We start from the raw sequence: 25,823 nt of genomic DNA on the forward strand, positions 1-25,823 counted from the left end.
ACCATCGAACTTAGAGGAATATTTCTTCAGATGAAAAAGTACCGCTATCCATTCCTTTTTCTGGCAGTCTCGTTTTCACTTGTTTATTGTAAAACAAACAAGCAACCTGCGACAACTGCTACCACGGCGACCGTCGCTACGGCGCAAAAGGAAGAACCCACTGCCAGCAAGCCTGGTCGATCCCCCTTTATCTCGCCCGAAAATACCATTGCATTAATGCAGGTGGAAAACGGCTTTGAAGTGAAGCTCGTCGCATCTGAACCGCTGGTAAGCTCGCCGGTGGCCATGCAATTCGACGACAAAGGCCGGATGTGGGTCGTTGAAATGACCGGGTATATGCCCGACACGATCGGCACCGGCGAGGATATCCCTAACGGAAACATCGTAATCCTTGAAGACAAAAACCGCGACGGTGTTTACGACGACCGGCAGGTGATCATTGATTCACTGGTATTGCCAAGAGCTATTTGCCTGATTGAAAATGGTATCCTCGTTGCAGAGCCAACAAACCTTTGGTTTTACGAAATTAAAAATGACAAAGCCGGGAAACGCACGCTCGTTGATCCGAAGTACACAGAAGGCGGCAATGTAGAGCACCAGCCAAACGGACTGCTGCGTGCAATGGATAACTGGATTTACAATGCAAAATCAGACAAGCGTTACCGGAAAGTAGGTGCGAAGTGGCTCATTGAGCACACGCATTTTCGGGGTCAATGGGGTATTTGCCAGGATAATTATGGCAGGCTTTATTATAACAACAATTCACAAAACCTGCTTGGAGACTATTTCCCGGCCGGTGTAGGAGCCTGGAATACCAATCAGCGCGGAGTTGCAGGTTACAATGAAAAATCCGTTGCTAACAATAAGGTATATCCGCTACATCCTACCCCTGGCGTAAACAGGGGTTATATGAAAAATATCCTTGATGACAGTCTGCGCCTCAATGACTTTACAGCAGCGGCCGGACCTGTTATTTACCGCGGCGATTTGTTCGGTCAGGGTTACGACTTCAATGCATTTGTTCCCGAACCATCGGCTAACCTGATCAAGCGGAACATACTTGCGCAGAAGGGATTTGTTGTAAAAGGTGAGCAGGCTTACAAAGGGCGCGAGTTCCTGGCCAGTACCGACGAGCGTTTCAGGCCCGTGAGCTTATACAATGCACCCGACGGCGCGATGTACGTACTCGATATGTACCGCGGGATTATCCAGCACAAAACTTATCTCACACCTTACCTGAAAGAGCAGATCGGGAAACGCGAGCTGACGCAGCCACTTTCGAGCGGGCGCATTTACAAGATTGTTCCAAAAAATACCAATGCGAAACCGGTCACAATTCCTTCCGATGCATCGGCGCTGGTTAAGCTACTCGGCCACCCAAATGGCTGGGTTCGCGACCGCGCGCAGCAAAAGCTCATTGACGGAAAATACAACCAAACGGTACCGGCATTGCGTGAAGCCGTGAAACAAACAGCTAACCCGCTTCTTGCGATCCACGCATTGTGGACTTTGGAAGGCTTGAATTCCCTGAAAACAGAGGAAGTAGTAAGCTGGCTAAGAAGCGCCGACATGCAGTTTAAAATGCAGGGATTTGCGGTTACACCATCTATTATCACACCTACTTCGTACAGGCAATTTGCCACTTTGTTTGATCAGATGGTTGATCAGAATGATACGTTGGCTGCTCCCTACGTTGGATTTATGGCAAAAAGCATCGCCAGATTTGACACGGTTGCATCCAAAAGCCTGCTGACCAAACTCGCTACCAAATACCCGAACAACCGGTATGTAGCCGACGCGGTGATCAGCAATTTGCAGGGTAAAGAGGAAGCTTTCCAGACCGAGCTGACAGCTTCATTGAGCGACCAGAACCTGTTAGTAAATAAGCAGCTTCAAAAGGTAATCACAGCGGTGCGCAGCGCTCAGGGTAACCGGAATCCTGAAATGCTGAAACGCCAGTTTCCAAAAGGCGAAGCATTGTTTACGTCGGTGTGCCAGACCTGCCACGGTCCTGATGGTGGCGGTGTGAAGTCGCTTGCACCTCCATTGAACCAATCAGAATGGGTAACCGGAAGTAAAGACAAACTGATCTCGATCGTCCTTTTCGGATTGACTGGCCCCGTTAAAGTGAATGGTCACGTGTACCAGACGCCGGAAGTGAGCGGAGATATGCCGGGTATAGGCTATGATAGAGATATGCCAAATGAGGACATTGCCCAGTTGCTCAGCTACATACGCAAATCGTGGCGCAACAATGCGGATGTGGTCAGCACGGAGGAGGTAAGCAAAGTCCGCCAGAAACTCACAGGTCGCGAAAAGGCATTTACAGAAGCAGAGTTGAACGGAATATAAAAACTGCTGAACGAAAAACCGGTTTAACTGAACGAAAGAAATGAAAAGAATGTCTCAGTAATGGGACATTCTTTTTTTTGTTCTGATAATATGAAAGATACTGAGCAAAGCATTATTGAAGCCGCTATCCTGATTTTCAATGAGGATCTTTCGGCTCCACTCGAAAAGGTGGCGGAGCAGGCGCAGGTCACGCGGCGAACTTTACACCGGTACTTCAAAGACCGGAACGAGCTGATGAAAAGCTGCAAGAACGAGATCCGCAAAGCCTGCCACATTGCAATGCAAAACGCTTACAACAGCACGGAAGACCCGATCCAGAGATTGGAGCGCATGTTTTACGCGGGCGTTGAATGCGGTACCAAAGATACTTTTCTGCACAAACTGCACACATTGCATGATCATGAGCATCAGTCACACGATCAGGAATGCTCAGATTACGACGATACCTTCTCCATTTGGAAAACACACCTGAAATTTCTCCAGAAGCAGGGATTGATCAGCCCGATGGTCACTATTGACTGGGTTCACCAGCTGTTTCAGGGAATTGTGGCTGCTTCTGTTACCTCGCGCAACAATGCGGCTATGCAACTCAATGATGTAAAAAAGCTTGGCTGGTTTTCATTCAGCCGGGGAATTGGTCTGTAAAATTTTTTATCCATATATGTCTCAATTCTGAGACAAAAACCATGATTAATATGCATTTGAAAACTGACTTTGATGTAATAATAATTGGCGGAAGCTACGCCGGCTTATCGGCCGCTATGTCCCTGGGGCGCGCCAAATGGAAGGTGGCGATTATCGATAGCGGAAAACCCTGCAATGCACAAACGCCGCATTCGCACAACTTCCTTACCCAGGATGGCGCTACTCCGACAGCCATAGGTGCGGTCGCCAGGGAACAGGTACTCTCCTACCCAACAGTTGAATGGATTGAAGATGTGGCTGTGAATGCATCCGGAGAGAATCACAACTTTACAGTCCAGACGGGATCCGGGAAGCATTTCGCTACAAAAAAGATCCTTTTCGCGACTGGTATCAAAGACCTGCTGCCCGCCACGCCCGGACTGGCAGCGTGCTGGGGGATCAGCGTGATCCATTGCCCTTTTTGCCACGGATACGAATACAGCGATCAGAAAACGGGCATTCTGGTGAATGGAGAAACCACATTGGATTTCGCCAGATTGATCCGTAACTGGACATCCGACCTGACTATTTTCACAAACGGTGCAGCTGATTTTGACATAAATACAAAAACGCAGCTGGAACAAATGGGCGTGTCGCTCAACGAGCAGCCGGTTGAAAGAATAGTACATGAAAACGGCTACCTCACGCACATCGCATTTCAGGACGGAAGTACCGCTGCGCTCAAAGCATTGTACCACCGACCGCCTTTTGAACAACATTGCAAGCTGCCTGAAACGCTGGGCGTCCAGCTTACCGCGCAGGGCCACATTGCGCTTGATCCTGCTCAAAAGACGAATGTACCAGGTATTTACGCAGCGGGCGACAATACCTCACCGGCTCGTTCTGTCGCGAATGCAGTTGCAGCGGGCAGCTTTGCGGGCGCGCGCTTGAGTCACGAGTTGATTAGCGAGCAATATTCTTAGTATGTTTGCACGCATTCACCCGCATTAACAGCTTACAATGTCAGTTTTTCAAAATCAAGCAAACATCATCATCACCTGCTATCGTCGCCTGTCGCCATTCCTTGAACCGGAGGTGAAAGCACTTGGATTTGATGTAGCTGAAACTTTCCCCACGGGCATTCGCACGTCAGGTACCATGACCGATTGTATCCGTCTGAACCTGAACCTGTATTGTGCAAGCCAGGTTTTGTACAGCCTGGGTACTTTTCGTGCAAAACATGCCGACGATGTATACCGGTTTTTATCGCAAATAGCCTGGGAAGACATTCTGCCAGCTGAGGGTTACTTTTCGGTAACCAGCAATGTGCATACGGAAAGCGTGAACAATTCCATGTATGTCAATGTGCGGGTTAAGGATGCAATTGCAGACAGGATCAGGGGTAAAAAGGGCGTGCGGCCTTCGTCGGGCTCGGATATGAAGCAGGCTGTGATGCATTTGTTCTGGAAAGAAGAGCAGGCTGAGATCTTTATAGATACCTCAGGCGAAACGATTGCAAGGCACGGTTACCGTAAAATCCCGGGGGCAGCGCCCATGCTGGAATCGCTCGCCTCGGCAACGATACTTGCCAGCACGTGGGACAGGCGCTCTGCGTTCCTGAACCCGATGTGCGGCTCAGGCACGCTCGCCATTGAAGCTGCCCTCATTGCTACCAACAGCAAGCCCGGCCTTTTCCGTAATAACTATTCCTTCATGCATTTGCTCGGCTATGACGAGGAGGTTTACTATGCGGAACAGGACAAGCTGGAAGCACAGATCATCGATGCGCCTGATCTACGCATTATCGCAACCGACCACAGCGAAGCAGCCATTGAAAATGCGAGAAAGAATGCGGTTGCTGCCGGAGTAGCCAATATGATCGAGCTTCAGGTTTGTGATTTTACGCAAACAGAGATACCGGATGAAAACAAAGGGGTATTCTTTGTAAATCCTGAATACGGCGAGCGGCTGGGCGAAATCAGTGAACTTGAAGAAACCTATGCCCGCATTGGTGACTTTATGAAACAAAAGTGTAGAGGATTTTCAGGCTATGTATTTACAGGTAACCTGGCTCTGGCCAAGAAAATCGGCTTGAAACCACGCCGCCGCATTGAGTTTTATTCCGGTAAAATCGATTGCAGATTGCTGGAATACGAGCTGTATGAGGGCACAAAGCGCACTTTTTAGGTTTATTCCGATACAACGTATCGTTATTCCATGTTTTACTGGCACGATATTTAAAGTACATCAGGCATAATCAAACACAATTTGTCATGAGACAGTCACAAAATTCGGGAATGATGCAGCAAAATCAGAGTTCCCGGGCAAGGCCTGAAAACAAGGACAATTTGGACAGCAGGCGCAGAGAAGAGGAAATGGTAAAAGGCAATGACCTGACCAATAATCGGAAAGAACATCATAGCCTCAACAAACAAAAGTAGCTTTTCTCTGTATTTATTGTGATTAGAGTCAAGCCGGGTTCAGAATTTTCTGGATCCGGCTTTTTTATGCCTCAATGGCCGCTTTTGATGGTTGAATGCTGATCTTCCCAGCGACAAACAATATGCGCTTCAATGCCCAACAGCCTGGCTAGCTTGTCTATTTTTGAGCTGATATGTCCGACACCGACGGCGCAATGATGTGCCGGGCCGTGGCTGTTCCAGCATTCAACAAATCTGCGTGCACCCAATGGAAACCGATACCGGCTGTTTGTATTCCCAATTTCCAGGACCGGTCCCGCCACCGATTCCCCTTCTGCCACCAGCAATACCACTTTCCCGTCCACTGTTTCAACTACTGAAAGCAGCGTAACAGGGCCGTGCTTTACGCTCATTTCAACAGAAAGCCCGTTGCCTGTTTTACCATGATATACATACAATGGGCGCACTTTGGTTTTGCCTTCGGCGATAGCAATGTGGCCCGGACCGTCGTGCCCCATGAGAACCACGTCGTCAGTATAATCCATGGCATAATACTCGGTAAAAGAGCCGCCGGCACCAAATGCATCCAGGATCTTCATCGCCTGCGCGTTTTTCACCTCGTACTCTCCTGCAACCGGAATGCCCCGGGCAGTCAGCAGGGAGTTACCGAGAATCACTGAGCTCATTGTGTCCGCATTGGGTACATTCCCTGTTCCTTTGTGGTAATAAGCCATCGAACCCAGTCCGTGGCGGGCAACCAGCTTGTCGAGCGCAACTGCGGTGCTCGCGGCCCGGCGCAGTTCGGCTTCCGGACAATCGGGCTGGATTTCAAATTCACTTGCAAAAACTTGCAGTATATCCTCTATTTCTTCATCGGACACTTCTTGCCGGATCGCTGAAAGCTCATCGACTTCGATCATTTCAATATGTCCGCCGAAGGTGGCGCATTGCAGTGTGAGATTCGAGTAAATGTCGAGCATACCACCATAGTACCCGCCCATTAATCCCAGGCGGTTATGCGCCATGACGCTGGCGACCTGCGCAGCTTGGATCCACTCCTGTACTTCGTCCCAAGCTTCCGGATCGTTGTGCAGCATGCCGGTAACCTGGTAAAATGGCACGCGCGAACGTTTGAAAACATTCGCCAGCTCGGGTACCGGGCAGGCTGAACAATACGCCAGCCACTCCCCTGTCATCCGGGTACGGTCACCGATTTTGTTAAATGCATTGTAGTCGATAGCAGCTTCGGGAACGAGGTTAAGCACAACGACGGGCACATTGGCCCGCCTGACCACCGGCAAAACCGTAGCTGAAAGCGCGTAGGTTGTTACGTACAAAAAAAGCAGGTCTACATCTGCTTTCCTGAATGCGTGCCCTGCTTCCATAGCTTTTTCGGGACTGTCGATCAGACCAAGATTGACGATCTCGGCACCGCAGTTGGTCAGCTTTGTATCAACTACTTCGAGGTAGCCTTTCAATCTTTCTTCCAGCCCTTCAAATTGTTCCCAATAAGCCTGTAGTCCGACACCGAACAGACCGATTTTTAGTTGATGAGTGTACAATTTAGTCATATCAAAAAATACAAATCCTTCTCCAACGCCAGCTCTGGGAAAATGGTGGAGAGAATTATTTTTTCGTTGAGAAGTAGTTAAAACTGGGTTAAATTAAACTTTGGTTTGCAAAAATAGGACACAATACAGATCACATCCAATGAATAATGTGATTCAATGTTTGCACAAAATGATATGGAACTATACCGTAAATATTTTAGTCAGGAACAACTTGAAGCACTCGCAGGATCTGAACCTAACTGGGGAGTATCTATCCTGAATGTCGGCCACAACCTGCATCCGGCCGGAAAAATTTATCCGGACCAGAATCACCCTGACAGCTACTACTTCGACTGGGAAAAAGGACGCGTGCTCAATGAATTCCAGCTGGTGTATATCTCCACCGGGAGTGGTGTTTTTGAGACCGAAACCATTCCGCCGACGATCGTGGAAGCTGGTACCGCATTCCTGCTTTTTCCTAATGTATGGCACCGCTACAAACCTTCGCAGGAGTCGGGCTGGGAAGAGTTCTGGGTGGGATTCGGCGGTCATTACTCGGAGTACCTGATGCGGCAGGACTGCTTCAATGCCGAGAATCCGCTGATCCACATTGGTTTCAATTCCGAGCTTCTGAATGTCTTTATCCGCCTTGTACAAACATTGAAATTCGAGGGAATAGCTTACAAGCAAATTTCTTCCTGCCTCGTAATCCAGCTGCTGGGCCTCATTTATGCATCTGCATTGATGACCGATCATGCGCGATCTTACAAGGAAAAACTCGTACACCGGATGCGGTACCAGATTCACGAAAGCAGCACCGTGAACCTGGATATGGAAAAACTCGCCCGGCAGCATGGGGTAAGTTACGGCTGGTTCAGGAAGGCATTTAAAGAGGTGATCGGTACCTCGCCCGGGCAGTACCATCTGAACCTTAAAATTGAGAAAGCCTGTGAGATGCTTCGGGAAACTTCATTGTCCGTTTCCGAGATCGCGTACAAGACGGGCTTTGAGTCGGAATTTTATTTTTCGCGAATATTCAAGAAGAAAATGACGGTACCGCCCACTTCTTACCGGGAGGGATAATGCATGTAAATGCGTCAAAACGCAGGTACCAATTCAATTTTCCTGAGAAGCGCTCGTTGATAGAATTGTTTCAAATATCCTGCTGAATGAAATACATTCCCGTTCTGCTACTGCTACTGATCGTTTCATCGTGTGACTGGATCGGCAATTCGCCAAGTTTCGGCGACGACTTTATTACTTACACGATCCGCAAGGGAAACCACGAGGTAGACAACAACCTGAATACGCCTTTTACCTCTTCTTCCATGCATTTTCAGGCGATTTTTGACAGCAGCTGCGTGTATCAGAATGCAGTTCCGGAAAATCAAAATGATATTAATAAGCTCTACGGATTCTCGGATTGCAGCTCCGGTCACCAGAACAATAGTGCCAGGTTCGGCTGGAACTGGCGTGAAGGCGCGCTCCGGATTTACGCTTATGTATATGTAAATGGCGTGCGCCAGGAAAAAGAACTCGGAACTGCCGAGCTTAACGAACTGACCAGTTTCAGACTGGCGGCCGGGGACAAATCTTACATTTTCACTTTTCGTGGCGTAGAAACAACAATGCCGCGCCACTGTGATGGTGGCGTCGGCATCGCGTATAAGCTGCTCCCCTATTTCGGAGGAGACGAAGCTGCTCCTCAGGATATAAGTATCAAGATCAGGAATTTATAACCGGCTCGTGTATACGGAAATTGATTCCGGCTGCACCCTGATTACGCCGCCTTCTGCTGTTTCCGGAAGATCCTTTTCCCCTCCCCATTTCGCGTCAGAAGAAACCATGAGCTTCTGCCAGTTTGCCTCGCCGGGTAAAGATACCTCCTGGGCATTCTTTGAAAAATTCAGCACGGCAGTCAGATGCTGTTCCGGTGAAATCCGCTGTAAAATGATCAGCTCACGGTCTTCAAATCCTTCTACCACAACTCCTTCCCGATCGGTTTTGCGCAATGCGGGTTCCTGTTTCCGTAGTGATATAAAGGTTTTATAGTAGTTCAGCATCGTGCGGTGCGGCTCTTTGTCCAACAGCTCCCATTGCACTTTCGACTTTTGAAATATCTCTTCACTCACCGGATCAGGCGCGTCGCCTTCTATATGGAACGCCGCGAACTCGCTTTTTCGGCCTTTTCGCACAGCCTCGGCCAGTTCAGGATCAGTGTGGCTGACAAAATATTGAAATGGATTTGTTTCACTCCATTCTTCTCCCATAAACAACAGCGGCAAATAGGGACTGATCAGCACGGCACCGGCAAGTAATTTCTGCATTTCAAAACTAACCAGCTGGCTTGTACGCTCCCCGAGCATACGGTTACCTACATGGTCGTGGTTTTGAGAAAATACGATGAACTGCTCGCCGGGATGTCCGTCGGCTTTTACACCAAACTTCCGCTTCCGGTGATCCGAGTAGACACCGTCGTACACGTAAGCATCTTTATAAGACTTGGCAAGTGACACAATCGGCTCAAAATCTGAGTAGTACCCACTCTTCTGCTGACCGGAAGAAACCCGCAATGCGTGATGAAATTCGTCTATCCATTGCGCATCCATTCCGTAGCCACCTTCTTCGACAGGCTTTATAAAGCGCGTATCGTTCAGGTCCATTTCCACCATCAGGTAATGCTGTTTGTTGGTGACCTGCGAAAGCTCGTTGACCCGCATCTTCATTTCTTTCAGTAAATGCAATGGACCAAAATCCCTGATCGCATGCACAGCATCCAGCCGCAATGCGTCGATATGGAAGTCGTGGAACCACATCAATGCATTCTCGATAAAATACTGCCGCACGGCATCGCTCCATGCATCATCTACATTGACCGCGTCGCCCCAGGGCGTGTGGTACTTGTCTGTAAAATAATGGCCGAACTTGCCAAATACATTCCCTTCCGGGCCCAGGTGGTTATAAACCATGTCCAGCACTACAGCTATTCCTTTCGCGTGACACGCATTGACAAACTCCTGCATCGCCCGCGGACCGCCGTAAGAATCCTGTACCGAATAAGGGAACACACCATCATAACCCCAGTTCCGACCGCCGGCAAACTGAGATACCGGCATAATTTCAATCGCATTAACGCCCAGTTCCACCAGGTGATCTAGCTTGCTTTCTATTGCCTGCAAGGTACCTTCCGGCGTGAATGTACCGATATGGACTTCGTAAATAATATAGTCTGAAAGCGCAGGATTAGCCCATTGCTGGTCTGTCCATTGAAAACTCTTGATATCAACCGCCTGAGACGGCCCGTGAACACCTTTGGGCTGGTACACTGACGCAGGATCAGGAAGCGGCTCTTCATCTCCCAACACAATCTGATACAGATCATCGGGTTTAATATCCTCCGTTTTCAGGGTCCAGTAACCGTATTCAGCTTTTTCAAGCGGCAATGTTTTGTTCTGATTGACCAGCAGGATACCAGCTTCCTCCGCGAGCGGCGCCCAGATGAGCACTTCCGCTTCTCCAAATTCATTAAATCTTATACCCGGTACTGCGGGCAATGTCTCACTAAAGCTCATAGTTTTTGCTCTTCCAATGCGTGTTTAAAAACAACTATCGATCTGCTGTCAACTGTAATGGTGGTGTCCGGCGCAATGATCTGCCCGTCTTCCGTTACGCAGCATTCGCTTGTATCGATCACTTTCCTCCATTCGGTTCCGTATTTTTCGGGAGGTAACTTGTATTCCACAGGCTCATAATGCGCATTGAAGATCATATAAAAGCTATCATCGTAGATCGGCTCGCCTTTCGGGTTCATGTGGCGAATCCCTTTTCCATTCAAGAACACGCCCAGTGATTTTGCATAATCATGATTCCAGTTTTCATCCGGCATCTCTTGCCCGTCTGGCAAAAACCACGCAATATCTTCCAGACCTATCCCTTTGATCGGCATTCCGCGGAACCAGTGGCGGCGGCGGAATGTGGCGTGGGCTTTACAGAATTTGATCAGCTTTTGGGTAAACCCAAGTAGTTGCTGATCCGCCTGGTCCCAGTTCAGCCACGATATTTCATTATCCTGACAGTATGCATTGTTATTTCCCTGCTGCGTTCTGCCCCATTCATCGCCCGCTACCAGCATAGGTACGCCCTGTGAAAGGAAAAGTGTGGTCAGGAAATTGCGTTTTTGCTTGTTCCGGAGCTTCACTACCTCATCGTTTTCCGTCGGCCCTTCTTCACCGCAATTCCACGAGCGGTTATGACTTTCTCCATCATTGTTATTTTCGCCGTTTTCATCATTACGCTTGTCATTATACGAGACAAGATCATTCAGCGTAAAACCGTCGTGTGCGGTGATGAAGTTGATGCTAGCAGTAGGATGCCGGTCTTCTCCTTTATACAAATCCGAACTTCCGGTAAACCGCTCCGCGAACTCGGCCAGCATACTGTCTGCCCCGCGCCAGTAGTCGCGCATACAATCGCGGTACCGCCCGTTCCATTCAGCCCAGCCGATCGGAAACTTACCTACCTGGTAGCCGTCGTGGCCGATATCCCAGGGTTCGGCGATCAGTTTCACCTGTGAAATAATAGGGTCCTGGTGAATGATATCAAAGAATGCACTCAGCCTGTCTACCTCATGGAGCTCCCTGGCGAGCGTTGAAGCCAGGTCAAAGCGGAACCCGTCGACGTGCATCTCCGTGATCCAGTAGCGCAAACTATCCATGATCAGTCTGAGTACATTTGGCAGCCTGGCATTCAGCGTATTGCCTGTACCGGTATAATCCATATAATAGCGGCCGTCCATTAAACGGTAATACGCCATATTATCAATTCCGCGGAAAGAAATGGTCGGTCCCATCTGGTTTCCTTCGCCAGTATGGTTATACACGACATCAAGGATAACCTCAATGCCGGCTTTGTGCATTTCCTTCACCATGTTTTTAAACTCAATTACCTGCTGACCGTGCGTACCTGAGCTGCTGTAACGCACATCCGGAGCAAAAAAGCCGATGGAATTGTAGCCCCAGTAATTGGTCAGCCCGCGTTCTTTTAAATGGCGGTCAGATATAAAATGGTGCACGGGCATCAGCTCAATGGCAGTAACACCCAGCTTTTTCAGATAGCTGATCGATGCGTGGTGTGCAAGTCCTGCGTATGTACCCCTGATCTCTTCCGGAATGTCCGGGTGAAGATTGGTGAAGCCTTTTACGTGGGCTTCATATATAATGGTATCGTGATAAGGGATCTCGGGTGCTTTTACATTTTCCCAGTCAAACAGATGATCTACAACCACCGACTTAGGCACATAAGGCGCGCTGTCCGAATCACTAAAACTCAGATCTTCATCAGGGTGACCGATCTCGTAACCGAAAAGTGAATCGTGCCACTGGATCGTGCCGGAAATGGATTTTGCGTAAGGATCGATCAGTAACTTATTGGGATTGAAGCGCAAACCTACCGTTGGCTCATATGGTCCGTGTACCCGGTAGCCGTAAAGCTGTCCGGGTTTAAGGCCTGGAACGTATACGTGCCACACGTAATGTGAAACTTCCCTGATCTGGATTTTGACATTCTCGGTAATACTCTCTTCACTATCAAACAGACAAAGCTCCACGCCTGTCGCATGCTCTGAGTAAAGCGCAAAGTTCACCCCTTTTCCGTCCCACGTAGCCCCGAGCGGATAAGGCTCTCCGGGGTATACTACTATATTGTCTAACTTCGATTGATCTACAACTTTCTTGTTGGCAATTTTTTTCATATATGCTGATTTTTTTTCTGCGATGATTTGAGGATTGGCAGCTTAATGTGCCTTTTAGCTGTGGAAAACAGCATTTTGTTGCCCGACTGAGCTGTTAGTACGCAATTTGCTATAAAATTATGCCACGCGAGAACCGTGGGGCTCGGGAGATTTTTCCCCAGCATCATACCCGACACGCAAACTGAATTGATATGACACAAGAAGAACTCCTGAGACTGGCCGCATTCCTGGAACAAACAGCAGAGACCAATGAAGATACGGAATTTGATTCTTCACAGGATTATCTGGTGGAAGAGCTGATCAGGCTTGTGAAGGAAAAAGGCAAAACGTCTATTGTTGAGGATTTTGAAACACCGTACGTTCACCCGATGATTACGGTGCAAAAATGGGTGGAAGAGTTGAAATTGCTGGTTGCGCAAACACTTGGGGAGCAAACCGCTTCATAATGTTGTCAAAAATGGCTTATTTGCGCAGATAGGGCATTTAGGTATGATTTTTGTAAACCAAAAGTCACACGCGCGCTCCTTTTTGTTCCTTTACCCTTTACTATGATCCTGATTGTCGACGACAGGCCGGAAAACATTCTACCTCTAAAGAAAATCCTGGAATTACATGATTTTAAAACAGACTCGGCTGAGTCTGGTGAGGAGGCTTTGAAGAAGGTGCTCAACAACAATTATTCCGTGATTATCATGGATGTTCAAATGCCCGGCATGGACGGATTTGAAGTCGCCGAGGCTATCTCCGGATTTGGGCGGGCCAAAGACACCCCCATTATTTTCCTCTCCGCAGTAAATACCGAAAAGCGTTTTATCACACGAGGCTATGCGTCGGGCGGGATCGATTATCTCACAAAGCCTGTCGATCCTGACATTCTTTTGCTGAAGGTAAAAACGTTTGTGCGCCTTTATGAGCAACAGCAGGAGCTGAAAGCGATTCAGGAATCGCTGAGACAGGAAATTGACATTCGTAAAAACGCCCAGGATGAGCTCGCTTCCCGCATGCAGGAGCTGCGTTTTATCCTCGAATCATTACCGCAGATTGCATTCACCGTTAAAACGGACGGAAAGATCGAGTATGTGAACGAACACTGGTTTCAGTATTCGGAAGATGCAGCGGTGTTCCCCGAAACGCATCCGGAAGATGAGTTTTGGGAGAGATGGGAAGAATGCTTCCGCAACGGACAGGAATTTTCAACAGAAGCGCGGCTCAAACAGCTTGGGACTACCGACTATAGATATTTCCTGTTAAAGATCATCCCGGTTTACCAGGGTACCGGCATCGTGCGCTGGGTTGGTTCATTTACAGATATCCACCAGCAAAAAATGGCCAACGAACTGCTGGAACATAAGGTTGAGCTGAGGACGAAGGAGCTGATGGACAAGAACACAGAGCTGGAAACCACCAACCACGAATTGCAGCAGTTTGCCTGGGTAGTATCCCATGATCTGAAGGAGCCACTCAGGAAGATACAGACATTCAGTCATCTGATCAAAGATAAATACCTGAACGACAATGCAGAGGCGACCTCTTACCTCAACCGGTCGATCAACTCTTCGGCAAGAATGTCGCGCCTGATCAGCGACTTGCTTGATTATTCCAGGCTTTCTGTCAAAGCAAATTTCCTACTTACCGATCTGAATATGCTCATCAGCGATCTGCTGTCGGACTTTGACGAAATTATTTTGCAAAAGAATGCAGAGATCTCCATTGGCAAGCTGCCGCTGATCGATACTATTCCAAGCCAGATCAGGCAGGTATTCCAGAACCTGATCAGTAATGCATTGAAATTCTCCAAACCCGACGTGCCGCCGCGCATTACCATCACCGCCGAGCTCATTGAACATAAAGATGTGCATTCCGAACCTTCCCCTGCTGGTGGTTTTTGCAGGATCGTAATCGCCGACAATGGAATAGGATTTGACGAGAAATTCCTTGACCGGATTTTTGTCATTTTTCAGCGGCTCAATAACCTCAACAGCTACGAAGGCACGGGTATAGGGCTCGCTATTGCCAAAAAGATCATGGACAAACACAATGGGCTGATATCCGCCCAGAGCACACAAAACGAAGGTGCCAGGTTTATTCTGGTATTGCCCGCTGTCCAGCAAACATCACAGGAAACAACCCTTGAAAACAAGTAAACGCATTTATGAGAAAAACTTCTAACTCTATTATCCAGCAGCTTCAGATCGTATTTTCATTTTCAACCCTGCTGCTGATTTTCAGTTTGCTGGCGTCGTATTACAGTACCCAGAAGCTGATCAACAATTCAGAGCTGGTTAATCACACCAATGAAGTACTGCTGGAAGCGGAGGCGATCATTTCGCACATGAAGGATGCGGAAACAGGGCAGCGCGGTTTCCTGGTGACACTTGACCCGACTTTCCTGGAACCTTATAATGGGGCTTATGAAAAAACCACCCGCAGCTACAACCGCCTGTCGGAACTCACCCTTGACAATCCTGCCCAGCAAAAATACCTGCGTGAAGTAAAGGCGCTTTATGAAGCGAAATTCGGGCAAATGCAGAATATCATAGATATGACGCGCAAGAATCCCGGTTTTGCCGTGGATACCGAGGCGCGGCTGCGTGAAATGCTGCGGGGCAAGAAAGTAATGGACGATCTGAGATTTGCAACCGAGCATATCAAAGACGAAGAAAAAGCGATACTGACCGACCGCCTCGAACAACAACAGATTTACATTAAGTACACTCCTATCCTGCTGATCATTGCCGCGCTCATTTCTATTATGATCACGGTATTTGCATACTTCCGTATCAAAAATGATATGGACAAACGCATTGCCCTGCAGGAGCTTGAAAACAGGAAATACGCGGAGACGGAGAGGCGGATCAGGTACATTGAGGAGGTTACCCAGCAGGTTTCAGACGGTGACTACACTGTGCGCAGCACCGACGAATCCGAAGACGAGATTGGCCGCATCTCTGTGGCGCTCAATAATATGACCAGTTCTCTGGAACAAACATTTAATGACCTGAACAGCAGAAACTGGCTGCAAACGGGATCTGTAAAGATCAGCGATGCGATACGGGGCGAGCGGATCCTTAAAAAGTTGACCGCCAATTTGCTGAACACCCTTGCAGACTATTCGGGGGCTAGTTTGGGTACCATTTACATTATCGACAATGACTGGAATTACCGGTTGACAGGCACCTATGCTGTTAAAAGCGCGCCGGAAATGGTTACTCCGGGCGAAGGGTTGGCCGGACAGGTGATTGAAAGTAAAAAGCCGATGTTCGTCAACGACGTGCCCGCCAATTACCTGCGCGTTACATCTTCCCTCGGCGATGTGAGTCCCGCAGCTGTTGTGATCCTGCCGCTTTCCTATGCGTATGAATGCATTGGCGTGATCGAGCTCGCATTTCTGAAAAATCCGGACGAGCTGCAGATACAGTTCCTGGAAAACAACCTGGAAGCGATTGGCACGAGCGTGAATTCTGCTTTGGATTACCTGAAACTGCAGAACTTCCTTGAAGAAACGCAGGCGCAGGCGGAAGAACTGCAAACGCAACACAATGAACTCGAAAACCTGAATGCGGAACTGGAAGCGCAGTCGCAGAAATTGCAGGCTTCGGAAGAGGAGCTCCGCGTGCAGCAGGAAGAACTGCAGCAGACCAATGAGGAACTCGAAGAGCGGAGCGGATTGCTGGAAGAGAAAAATATAGAGATCGTCAAAAAAGCGGAAGAGCTTGAACTGACTACGAGGTATAAATCAGAGTTTCTGGCGAATATGTCGCACGAACTGCGCACGCCACTCAACTCCATCCTGCTACTAAGCAGGCTGTTATCTGAAAACGATGACAAGAACCTGACCGACGAGCAGATCGAGTATGCTACCGTGATCCAATCTTCGGGCAATGGATTGCTGGGGCTGATCGACGAGATCCTGGACCTTTCTAAAATTGAGGCCGGCAAAATGGAGCTGGATTATGTGAATGTGTCTATCAAGGAAATCTCCGATGACCTGAAAGGTATGTTCGCTCCCGTGGCTCGCGAAAAGGGACTTGACTTTACCGTTAACATTGGCCAGGGAGTTCCGGTGGTGATTGAAACGGATAAGATGCGATTGGAACAGATCCTGAAAAACCTGATCTCCAATGCGCTGAAATTTACTGCAAAAGGCTACGTCGAAGTTCAGATCAGGCTGCATGAAGGCAATGACAATATGTTGAGCTTTAAGGTAAAAGATACCGGTATCGGGGTTGCGCCTGAGAAGCAGAAGCACATTTTTGAAGCATTTCAGCAAGCTGACGGTTCAACCAAACGGAAATACGGAGGTACCGGACTCGGACTTTCGATCAGCCGCGAGCTGGTGAAACTGCTCGGCGGCGAGATTGCGCTTACCAGCATTGAAAATCAGGGAAGCGAGTTTACGGTCATTATCCCGATAGCTGCCGTTTATGCCGTTCAGGAGAAAGAAGATGATTTCTTCAAAACCGTGAAAGAAGAGACACTTCCTGTAAAGGCTGTACCTGAAACAGACCACCGGTTTGTGAGCACGATCATTCCCGAAAGCATTTCCGATGACCGGAATACGGTCCAATCCGGCGATAAAACGATCCTGATCGTTGAAGACGATACATTCTTTGCCAAATCGCTGCTCGACTATACCCGTCGCCATGGTTATAAAGGGATTGTTTCAGTGAGAGGTGACGAAGGCTTGCAACTTGCCAAAACCTTCAAGCCGATCGGTATCCTGCTGGATATTCAGCTGCCGATAATCAGCGGCTGGGATGTAATGGACCAGCTGAAAAGCGACCCTGAAACGCGGCACATTCCGGTGCACATCATGTCGTCGCACAGAATGAAAAACGAGAGCCTGATGAAGGGAGCTATCGATTTCATCGATAAACCAATGGCGATCGACAAGTTGCAGGAGGTGTTCAAAAAGATAGAATATGTGATCAGCAAAAAATCCAAAAAAGTGCTGATCCTGGAAGATAACTCCATGCACGCCAAGGCGCTGGCTTATTTCCTTGGTACATTTGATATCAACTCGGAACTGAAAAGCGACTTGTCGGAAGGTATCTCTGCATTGAAAAACAATGAGGCCGATTGCGTGATCCTTGATATGGGAATCCCCGATAAGAAAGCTTATGACGCACTGGAAGAGGCGAAGAAAAACCCCGGACTGGAAAATATTCCAATTATCATTTTTACCGGAAAGAGCCTTTCCATGTCCGAAGAACTGCGTATTAAACAGTATGCGGACTCCATTATCGTGAAAACGGCGCATTCGTACCAGCGCATGCTCGATGAAGTTTCATTGTTCCTGCATGTGGTGGAAGAAAATAAAAAGTCAACACAGCGCGGCTCAGACCAGAAAAAGCTGGGTGGACTGAGTGAAATACTGAGCAATAAAACAGTGCTGATTGCCGACGATGATGTGCGTAACATCTTCTCGCTTTCCAAATCGCTGGAAAATTATAAAATGAATGTGGTCACTGCCCTTGACGGCAAGGAAGCATTGGCGAAGCTGGAAGACAATCCCGAAATTGACGTAGTGTTGCTGGATATGATGATGCCGCAAATGGACGGGTACGAAACGGCGCGCCGCATTCGTGAAAATCCTAAGTGGCGCAACCTTCCTGTAATTGCGGTAACTGCAAAAGCGATGACCGGTGACAGGGAAAAATGCATCAATGCCGGCGCATCTGACTATATCACCAAGCCGGTAGATATCGATCAGCTGATGTCGCTACTGCGGGTGTGGCTTTATGAGAAGTTTTGAATGACCCAGTGACCTAATATCCTAATGACCTCCACAATGAAAAAACGGATTTTGATAATTGATGATGATGCGCGGAATATTTTTGCTTTGAAGGCGACTTTGAAGGCAAAAGGATTTGATTGCGTATCGAGTAGCGGGGCGCCGGAGGCTTTGGAACTGCTGAAAACCGGCGAGGTTGTGAATGCAGTTCTGATTGATATGATGATGCCGGAAATGGATGGGTATGAGGCGATTCCACTGATCAAGCGCATTGAGCAGCGGAAAAATACCCCTGTAATAGCGGTTACTGCGCAGGCTATGGTGGGTGATCGGGAAAAATGCCTGCAAGCAGGTGCCGACGCCTATATTTCCAAGCCGATTGATGTAGATAAATTACTGGTGCTGCTGGAAGATATTTAAGTGTGGAAAATGATTGATGATGAAAATATCGACCTGCTGCTGACAGACTTATTCGATTTGTACGGATACGATTTCACCAGCTACTCCCGCGCCTCTCTCAAAAGGCGCATTGAGCGGCTTTGCCTGCTCGACAAATTCCCGAGTTTTGCAGAATTACGTTACCGCGTTAAAAACGATCCCGATTACCTGAAAAGGTTCGTTGAAGAAATCACCGTCAATGTGACGGAAATGTTCCGCGATCCTTCTTTTTACAAAGCATTAAGGGAAGATATACTGCCGGTGCTGGGCACAAAACCTTTCATAAGAATCTGGCACGCAGGATGTTCAACGGGTGAGGAAGTGTTTTCGATGGCGATCCTGCTGAAAGAAGCAGGATTACTCCGCAAGTCGCTTTTATATGCAACGGACCTGAACCCGACTGTGCTGGAAAAGGTCAGAAAAGGCATTTTTCCGCTCTCGCAAATGAAACAATATTCCGAAAGCTACATTGCATCGGGCGGCAGCAGGGACTTTTCAGGCTATTATACAGCCAATTACGGACAGGCGAAGTTTGACAGGGAACTTGCAGAAAAGATCATTATTTCAACACATAACCTGGTATCAGACAGCTCATTTAATGAATTTGACCTGATACTTTGCCGCAATGTCCTGATATATTTCGATAAAGAGTTGCAGGACAGGGTGCTTAAATTGTTCGATGCCAGTCTCGCTCCGCTGAGCTACCTGGCGCTCGGAACAAAGGAAACGCTGAAATTTTCTGTGGTACAAAACAAGTTCAAACAGCTGAACCGCGAGAAGATATGGAAGAAAATCATGTAGCACGACATTGCGGGCTGCTCCTGATCGGAGGTTCTGCGGGAAGTCTGGAAGTGCTTTTCAAGCTTCTTCCCAGGCTCAAAGCCGATCTCCCCTTCCCTGTTGTACTTGTACTCCATCGCCGCAACTCGGGCGATTCGTCGCTGACGGAACTGCTAGGAAGCAAGACTTTGAACAAGACGGTCGAAGTAGAAGACAAAGACCCGATCGTGCCCGGCTGCATTTACCTCGCTCCTGCCGACTACCACTTACTCATTGAAAATGACCACACATTTTCGCTCGACTACTCCGAGAAAATCAATTTCAGCCGACCGAGCATTGATGTGACATTTGAATCAGCAGCTGATGTCTTTGGTGCAGCAACTACCGGTATTATCTTGTCAGGCGCCAATGAAGACGGTACAAACGGTTTAGTTTCAATAAAACGCGCAGGCGGCCGGACCGTAGCCCAGCAACCTGATACCGCACAAATGCCTTTCATGCCGCAGCACGCTATCACCGCCGGTACCGTCGACTACACACTTGACATTGCCGGACTCGCAGGTTTCATCAACGGCCTGGAATGAGTTTTTACAATCGTTGATTTTTACCATAAAAGGTAACTTCTGTCATTTTTTCAAAGGGGTTTTCTGAGGAAATTTGTAAGGTAAACAATTGGTACCCCCTTCACCTGATAAACAGCACGATCATGGCCAGGCATAACAGACTATATAGCGTTTTTTTTAATAAATGTCCCCGTTGCGGCGTGGGTGATTTCTTCGTGAGCAAAAGCGCCTACGATCTCAAAAACTTTGAAAAGATGCACAAGCATTGTCCGCACTGCGGCGAAAACCTGGTACCCGAACCGGGCTTTTACCAGGGTGCGTTGTACATGAGCTATGCATTTTACGTCGCCTTCATGGTGATCGCATTCCTCATCTGCGTCAACTTTTTCGAACAATACCTCGATTATTTCCTATTCGCAATCATCCCCATCCTGGTCATCCTAACCCCCTGGTTCTACCGCCTAGCCCGCCGCTCCTGGCTGGCGCTGTTTATCAAGCCAGCAGCTGGGGAGATATGAGGCCTAGCAAGTAGAAAATGTTTTGTCACCCTGAGCGGACCGGGCTGCCGGGCGGTCGAAGGATGAGCGATGTCGCCTTTTTTTGTCACCCTGAGCGGAGTCGAAGGGAAGGGCGTTGTCGCATTCCCTTCGACTCCGCTCAGGGTGACAAAGCAAGTTTCCTCCATCCATCCCTTCCCTTAAATTCCTCCCCGAAACCCCTCCGGCGTTTGCCCGGTTTCTTTTTTGAAGAATTTGGTAAAATAGGAATTGTCGCTGAAATGGAGCTGGTCGGCTACTTGTGAAATGCTGAGGTTGAGGTTGATCAGCAGCCTTTTTGCTTCCAGCACAATGCGCGCGCGGATGATTTCGCCTGCTTGTACACCGAGGTGTTCTTTGCACAATGCATTCAGGTGGTTGGGTGTAATGTTGAGGAGTTTGGCGTAAGCGCCCGGCTGCTTGATGGTACTGAAATGCCTGTCGACGAGCTTTTGAAAATCACGGATCACAGGGTTGCGAGGTACTGGTTTTCCACTGGTCAGCCCCGCAGGCTCATTCCTTGCAACAAGGAAAAATAGCTGTAACAGCAAAACGCGCGTCATATCTTTACGGAACAAAGCCGCTCCTCGCTGCTGTTCCAGCAACTCTTCAAAGACACCTGTCACTTTCCCGAAAACGGATTTATCGAGCTGTAATACATTGTTCCGGCTGTCGCTGCTGTTCAGGAAATTGAAAAAATCGAGGTAATCGGGCTGCAACAGGAAAGACTGGAAGAACGATTCCGAAAAATTGACTACATAACCCTCCGGCTCACCTTCGAAACGCCAGTCGTGTACCTGACCGGGCACCATGAAATAAATCTGTCCGGCTGCGACCTGAAAGTGGTTGAAATCAATGATATGCTCACCTGCGCCACTGGTAAAAAGCACCAGGTGGTAGAAGCTATGCCGGTGCGGGAACACCAGGTTCTGATGTTCTTTGAGGTATTCTGAAAACCGGCTGATCATAAAATCCTCCGCCCGGTACTCCGAAAGCGGCCCGATATCCAGGCGCGGGAAAGTAGAACGTGACAATGGTAAAATGCTGGGGTTTGTAAATGCGGCAATTTAAGGAGAATCAGGTTTGAAGCACGCAACTCAATTTCCATTGCCGATAGATTCTTCAAAGCTACCTCAGGATCAATACGCCTTTATAGCGAACAATAGCAATTGCATATTTACTCACAGCATCTATTAGCCAAATCTTATATCTAAAACTACTATGAACGATCTATCTCTACTTACTTTTTTATGGAAGCGCTTAGCATGCGTTCGTCCACAGCAAATCCGAGAAATCGGATACATCAAATACTATGTTGCAGCGCTTCTTTTAAGCACTGGCTACGAACAAGCGAATGCACAGGGAGTGGGGATCAACACTACAACACCTCACAACAGTGCTGCGTTGGATATCCAGAGTACCAATAAAGGTATTCTCATCCCGCAGGTTGAATTGCAAAGTTCGATTGATAACGCAACGATAGTCAACCCGGCCACTGGTCTGCTTGTTTACAATAAGAACGGCAATGTTTTAAGTGGTGTCGGATTTTACGAGAACACAGGCACGCACGTTGCACCAAATTGGGAAATACTCTCAAGATTGAAGCTTCCTTACTCACATGGAACTTCAACAAACAACGCCTTCTATATTCAAAATTATCAGGGTAGCAGTGGCGCAATAGCAATTAAAGGTTATTCCGCAGGTGTTGGAACGGGAATATTTGCGGAGAGCGATAATGGTTATGCGCTTCAAATTAAAGGTCTTATGAAGATATTCGGAGCCGGCCAAGTGCCTGGTGTTGGTAAAGTTTTGACAAGTGATGCAACTGGTGAAGCTACCTGGCAGGGGCCAACTGCCTTCTCAGTCTCCGGTGTAAAAGGAGGAGGCGGAGAAGTAGTAGGGCCTGGCACAAAGTACGTCGTTCCATTTGCCAATGAAAATTATGACACCCAGAGCAGCTATACGCTTCACAATCAATCCCCTGCAAGCACATTTACTGCGCCTGTAAATGGAATTTATCACTTCAATGCAAAAGTTCTTGGTATTAATCTTGCAATGCATTTGAATCTGCTGAGAAATGGAGTTGAAACCGTCCTTGCATGGGGCAGTGGAATGCTTGTTAGGGATGTGCAATTGCTGCAAGGCGATAAAGTTTATGTCACAGTTACTCCGACCAGTAATCAGCACGAGAACATCAACATCGAAGATTACTATACCTATTTCACTGGGCATCTGGTGAGGTAAATAATGGGGCTACACAGTACAATTAAAGAAAGCATACCATTCAAACCAACTCTCAAAATGAAAAACATATACCTCACCGTTAGCTCATTGCTTATTGGCCTGGCTGCACAGGCGCAGTCTATTTCTCCGGGTGGCATTTATGCGGCTGCCAATTACAATCAGTCAGGCGGCGTGAGCCTGGAATGGGTACTGGGAAGCATTAATTCTTTTTCCAGCCTTTCGCCTCTTCCGGTCAAACTGATCCGCTTTGACGGTACACTAACAGCGGAAGGTTCGGCAAAACTCGAATGGGAAACTGCGGAAGAATATGGTAATAAAGGTTTTGAAATTCAAAAAGCCACAGACGCAGTACATTTCGAAAACATCGGCTGGGTCGATGGAGCTGGCGATGCAAAGAACAGGAACATCTACCAGTTTGTTGACAACCAGCTAGCAACTACAAGCTACTATCGCTTAAAGCAGGTTGATTTTGATGAGAAATTCAGTTTCAGCAAGATTATCCGTGTGATCCCGCACAATGAAAGTCTCGATCGATTTACAGTCTACCCCAATCCGGTAAAAGACGGAAAAGTAACCGCCACCCTCCCCGAGCGCAGCTTCAAACTTACGCTATTTGACAAGACAGGCAGGCAAGTAAAGCAAATCACACAGCCCCAAACGCAAGAGCAGCTGCTGCTACCCGGCACCGGCTCTTTCCTGCTCAACATTGAATCTGTGGCGGGGAACAAGACGATACAGGTTGTGCAGCCTTGAAATTCAACATCTAATTCAAATTTTTAACTATAATTCACACATAACAACGATGGAAAAACTGTCCCCCCTATTACCAAACAACACCCGCTCAATGCGATCAAAGGCAATGATCTGCGGAACACTACTTACCGCTTTACTCGCCACCGCCAGCTTCGGCCAGGGCGTAGGTATCAACACTACTACTCCCGATCCCAGCGCCGCCCTCGATGTTCAGGCGACGGATAAAGGAATTTTGATACCGCGAGTGAGTTTGCAGAGTGTTAGTGACAATACTACGGTTCCTACACCAGCTACTGGTTTACTGGTTTATAATCTCAATCCCGAGGTACCAGGAGGAACAGGTTTTTTTTACAACATAGGTACTGCACAATCACCTGATTGGACAAGTTTAAGGGAACTTAGGTTGCCTGTAAATGCCTCTACCAGTACAAATAGTGGTGGTACAGCATTCAGGATAAATAATTTTAGCCAATCTGGATCTGCTGAGACAATACATGCATTTAGCCAGGCGGGATATGCATTTGTTGCAGATGGAAAGGTGAAGATTTCGGGCAACGGGCAACAACCTGGCCCTGGTAAAGTATTAACTAGTGATGCATCAGGTAATGCAACCTGGGAGGGTGGTGCAGCTTTCACTGTGATTGGCTTGAAAACTGGGGGACCAGAGGTGCTTGCAAAGAACACGCTCTATCGTGTACCCTTCGATCTAGAAAAGCATGATACGCAAAACAACTATACTCCATATCCTGAAAGTACTTTTCAAGCCCAAGCTTCGGGCATTTACCACTTTGATGTTAAAATTGTCTTTGAAACAAACGAAGATGCCCGCGTACAAATTCATCATGTAAGTGGAAACAATGAATCGGTAATAATGATGGAAGACGCGGTAGGTGGATTTCTCGACTCATTTGATGTAAAATTATTTGCGGGAGATAAAATATTCGTAAACATCATCCACAACAACAACTCGAATTTGAATCTTGTATCGGCTTCAAGCCACTTCAGCGGCCATTTTGTACAAAAATAATTGTGGATATCTTAGCAAACCAACATCTTTATTATGAAATTCAACTGGATGTTTCTATTTACGTTTCTGGCCCTTACTGATCTCGCCAATGCCCAGTTCTCCTCCGGCAACCAATTCTTCATCGGAGCGAATACGACGGTTTCTATTCATGGTCTTGTACTGCGGCCGACGTTTAACAATACGGTGTGGAGCAATAAGGTACTTACGAGGTCTCCGGACGCAATCGTTGGTGAACCTACTGCAAGCATCCAGCAGGTTCATACATTTAATGAACCCACCAGTTTCTCTGGTTTGGTTGGACTGACTTACCTGACTGGTAACCTCAACGGAAACACGGAAGATGATCTGCAGATTGCCTATTTCAATCCGGATGAGAAGTATGTTACTACTACCGGAAGCACTGTCGACAAAACTATTCACTTTGTGTCAAAGAATTTCACAGGTTTTAACAACAGCTTCCTACGCATTACTGCAACCAATGCAAACAGCGTTTTGCCTGTAACACTTGTCAGCTTTAAGGCATTGAAAGAAGGCGAACAAGCGCAGCTCGCGTGGAGCACATCAGACGAAATCAATAGTGACTACTTCGAAGTGCAAAGGAGCGCAGAAGGTAAAATCTGGAATGCGATAGGAAAGGTGCAGGCTGCCGGTGACAGTAAAGCGGAACGTACCTACACCTTCACGGACAACTCCCCAGCTAACGGACAAAACCTGTACCGGCTCAAAATGGTGGATTTTGACGGTACTTACACGCATAGCAAAATTGTGGTACTCGACTTCGAAAGCAATATGATGGTGAGTTTTTATCCCAATCCGCTCACCGAAAAGCTGCTCATTCAGGCTGATGACTGGAACGAAGTTAAATCCGTGGAGTTAGTTACCAAACAGGGAAATGTCATTCCAATGAATAACAGCAAAGCCGGAAGCGATCCCGGTTCGCGTGAATATGATTTTAGAAAATACCCTGTCGGGACTTATTACATTAAAGTTACCCGACAGGATGGTGGGATCAGAACCCAGCAAGTTGTAAAAATGTAGCTCCGTGTAAATTCA

Annotated in this window: 22 protein-coding genes; 18 read left to right on the forward strand and 4 right to left on the reverse strand. The window is 47.8% G+C overall.

Annotation, left to right across the window (positions count from 1 at the left end; all coding sequences use genetic code 11):
• Positions 1-30 precede the first annotated feature (30 nt).
• From ASG33_RS19630 to ASG33_RS25835, 5 genes are all read left to right on the forward strand, one after another.
• The gene (locus ASG33_RS19630; RefSeq protein WP_056289349.1) at positions 31-2,352 is read left to right on the forward strand and encodes a c-type cytochrome; all 2,322 of its coding nucleotides are present in this window, start codon (positions 31-33) and stop codon (positions 2,350-2,352) included.
• Positions 2,353-2,442: 90 nt separating this feature from the next.
• A complete protein-coding gene (locus ASG33_RS19635; RefSeq protein ID WP_056289352.1) occupies positions 2,443-2,997 on the forward strand; it encodes a TetR/AcrR family transcriptional regulator in 555 nt (184 codons plus the stop codon).
• A gap of 50 nt (positions 2,998-3,047) precedes the next feature.
• Entirely contained in the window at positions 3,048-3,959 is a 912-nt protein-coding gene (locus ASG33_RS19640; RefSeq protein ID WP_056290516.1) for an NAD(P)/FAD-dependent oxidoreductase, read from the forward strand.
• A 37-nt stretch (positions 3,960-3,996) separates the two neighbouring features.
• Complete coding sequence (locus ASG33_RS19645; RefSeq protein ID WP_056289356.1) at positions 3,997-5,163, forward strand: class I SAM-dependent RNA methyltransferase; 1,167 nt, start codon at positions 3,997-3,999, stop codon at positions 5,161-5,163.
• 86 nt (positions 5,164-5,249) lie between these two features.
• Positions 5,250-5,417, forward strand: a complete 168-nt coding sequence (locus ASG33_RS25835) for a hypothetical protein (RefSeq protein WP_157474861.1) — start codon at positions 5,250-5,252, stop codon at positions 5,415-5,417.
• A 71-nt stretch (positions 5,418-5,488) separates the two neighbouring features.
• Here ASG33_RS25835 and ASG33_RS19650 read toward each other — a convergent pair whose 3' ends face one another.
• A complete protein-coding gene (locus tag ASG33_RS19650) occupies positions 5,489-6,958 on the reverse strand; it encodes an arabinose isomerase (protein WP_409012539.1) in 1,470 nt (489 codons plus the stop codon).
• A gap of 183 nt (positions 6,959-7,141) precedes the next feature.
• Between ASG33_RS19650 and ASG33_RS19655 the strand changes: the two genes are divergently transcribed.
• Both ASG33_RS19655 and ASG33_RS19660 read left to right on the forward strand, forming a co-directional pair.
• The gene (locus ASG33_RS19655; protein WP_056290520.1) at positions 7,142-8,029 is read left to right on the forward strand and encodes an AraC family transcriptional regulator; all 888 of its coding nucleotides are present in this window, start codon (positions 7,142-7,144) and stop codon (positions 8,027-8,029) included.
• Positions 8,030-8,115: 86 nt separating this feature from the next.
• Positions 8,116-8,685, forward strand: a complete 570-nt coding sequence (locus ASG33_RS19660) for a hypothetical protein (RefSeq protein WP_056289364.1) — start codon at positions 8,116-8,118, stop codon at positions 8,683-8,685.
• Here the strand turns inward: ASG33_RS19660 and treZ are convergent.
• Positions 8,680-10,518: a malto-oligosyltrehalose trehalohydrolase gene (treZ, locus tag ASG33_RS19665; RefSeq protein ID WP_056289368.1), complete on the reverse strand. Its 1,839-nt coding sequence runs from the start codon at positions 10,516-10,518 to the stop codon at positions 8,680-8,682. The two genes, ASG33_RS19660 and treZ, sit on opposite strands and share 6 nt — an antisense overlap.
• Positions 10,515-12,695: a glycogen debranching protein GlgX gene (gene glgX, locus ASG33_RS19670; RefSeq protein WP_056289370.1), complete on the reverse strand. Its 2,181-nt coding sequence runs from the start codon at positions 12,693-12,695 to the stop codon at positions 10,515-10,517. Before glgX ends, treZ begins: the two co-directional genes overlap by 4 nt.
• A 191-nt stretch (positions 12,696-12,886) precedes the next feature.
• Here glgX and ASG33_RS19675 point away from each other — a divergent pair, with 191 nt between their 5' ends.
• From ASG33_RS19675 to ASG33_RS19705, 7 genes are all read left to right on the forward strand, one after another.
• A complete protein-coding gene (locus tag ASG33_RS19675; protein ID WP_056289373.1) occupies positions 12,887-13,141 on the forward strand; it encodes a hypothetical protein in 255 nt (84 codons plus the stop codon).
• A 102-nt stretch (positions 13,142-13,243) separates the two neighbouring features.
• On the forward strand, positions 13,244-14,839 hold the full coding sequence (locus ASG33_RS19680) for a response regulator (RefSeq protein WP_056289376.1): 1,596 nt from the start codon (positions 13,244-13,246) through the stop codon (positions 14,837-14,839).
• An 8-nt stretch (positions 14,840-14,847) separates the two neighbouring features.
• Positions 14,848-18,450: a response regulator gene (locus ASG33_RS19685; RefSeq protein WP_056289378.1), complete on the forward strand. Its 3,603-nt coding sequence runs from the start codon at positions 14,848-14,850 to the stop codon at positions 18,448-18,450.
• A 36-nt stretch (positions 18,451-18,486) separates the two neighbouring features.
• Positions 18,487-18,849, forward strand: a complete 363-nt coding sequence (locus ASG33_RS19690; protein ID WP_229238750.1) for a response regulator — start codon at positions 18,487-18,489, stop codon at positions 18,847-18,849.
• 9 nt (positions 18,850-18,858) lie between these two features.
• Positions 18,859-19,668, forward strand: a complete 810-nt coding sequence (locus tag ASG33_RS19695; protein WP_056289384.1) for a protein-glutamate O-methyltransferase CheR — start codon at positions 18,859-18,861, stop codon at positions 19,666-19,668.
• Positions 19,650-20,231 carry a chemotaxis protein CheB gene (locus tag ASG33_RS19700; RefSeq protein WP_056289387.1) on the forward strand — a complete coding sequence of 194 codons (582 nt, stop codon included), beginning with the start codon at positions 19,650-19,652 and terminating at the stop codon, positions 20,229-20,231. Before ASG33_RS19695 ends, ASG33_RS19700 begins: the two co-directional genes overlap by 19 nt.
• A gap of 122 nt (positions 20,232-20,353) precedes the next feature.
• Positions 20,354-20,728, forward strand: coding sequence for a DUF983 domain-containing protein (locus tag ASG33_RS19705; protein WP_056289389.1), 375 nt, complete (start codon positions 20,354-20,356; stop codon positions 20,726-20,728).
• A gap of 179 nt (positions 20,729-20,907) precedes the next feature.
• On the opposite strand, the gene ASG33_RS19710 is transcribed toward ASG33_RS19705, so the two are convergent.
• The gene (locus ASG33_RS19710; RefSeq protein WP_056289392.1) at positions 20,908-21,780 is read right to left on the reverse strand and encodes a helix-turn-helix transcriptional regulator; all 873 of its coding nucleotides are present in this window, start codon (positions 21,778-21,780) and stop codon (positions 20,908-20,910) included.
• Between the two features lie 187 nt (positions 21,781-21,967).
• Here ASG33_RS19710 and ASG33_RS19715 point away from each other — a divergent pair, with 187 nt between their 5' ends.
• From ASG33_RS19715 to ASG33_RS19730, 4 genes are read left to right on the forward strand one after another with little or no spacing between them, the layout of a single operon-like run.
• The gene (locus ASG33_RS19715) at positions 21,968-22,990 is read left to right on the forward strand and encodes a C1q-like domain-containing protein (RefSeq protein WP_157474863.1); all 1,023 of its coding nucleotides are present in this window, start codon (positions 21,968-21,970) and stop codon (positions 22,988-22,990) included.
• 57 nt (positions 22,991-23,047) lie between these two features.
• Positions 23,048-23,743 (forward strand): T9SS type A sorting domain-containing protein, encoded by a 696-nt coding sequence (locus ASG33_RS19720; RefSeq protein ID WP_056289399.1) that lies wholly within the window; start codon positions 23,048-23,050, stop codon positions 23,741-23,743.
• Between the two features lie 49 nt (positions 23,744-23,792).
• Positions 23,793-24,770, forward strand: coding sequence for a C1q-like domain-containing protein (locus ASG33_RS19725; RefSeq protein ID WP_082489330.1), 978 nt, complete (start codon positions 23,793-23,795; stop codon positions 24,768-24,770).
• A 33-nt stretch (positions 24,771-24,803) separates the two neighbouring features.
• Positions 24,804-25,808: a T9SS type A sorting domain-containing protein gene (locus ASG33_RS19730; protein WP_056289405.1), complete on the forward strand. Its 1,005-nt coding sequence runs from the start codon at positions 24,804-24,806 to the stop codon at positions 25,806-25,808.
• Positions 25,809-25,823 lie beyond the last annotated feature (15 nt).

This window comes from Dyadobacter sp. Leaf189, from assembly GCF_001424405.1.
Classification (GTDB): domain Bacteria; phylum Bacteroidota; class Bacteroidia; order Cytophagales; family Spirosomataceae; genus Dyadobacter.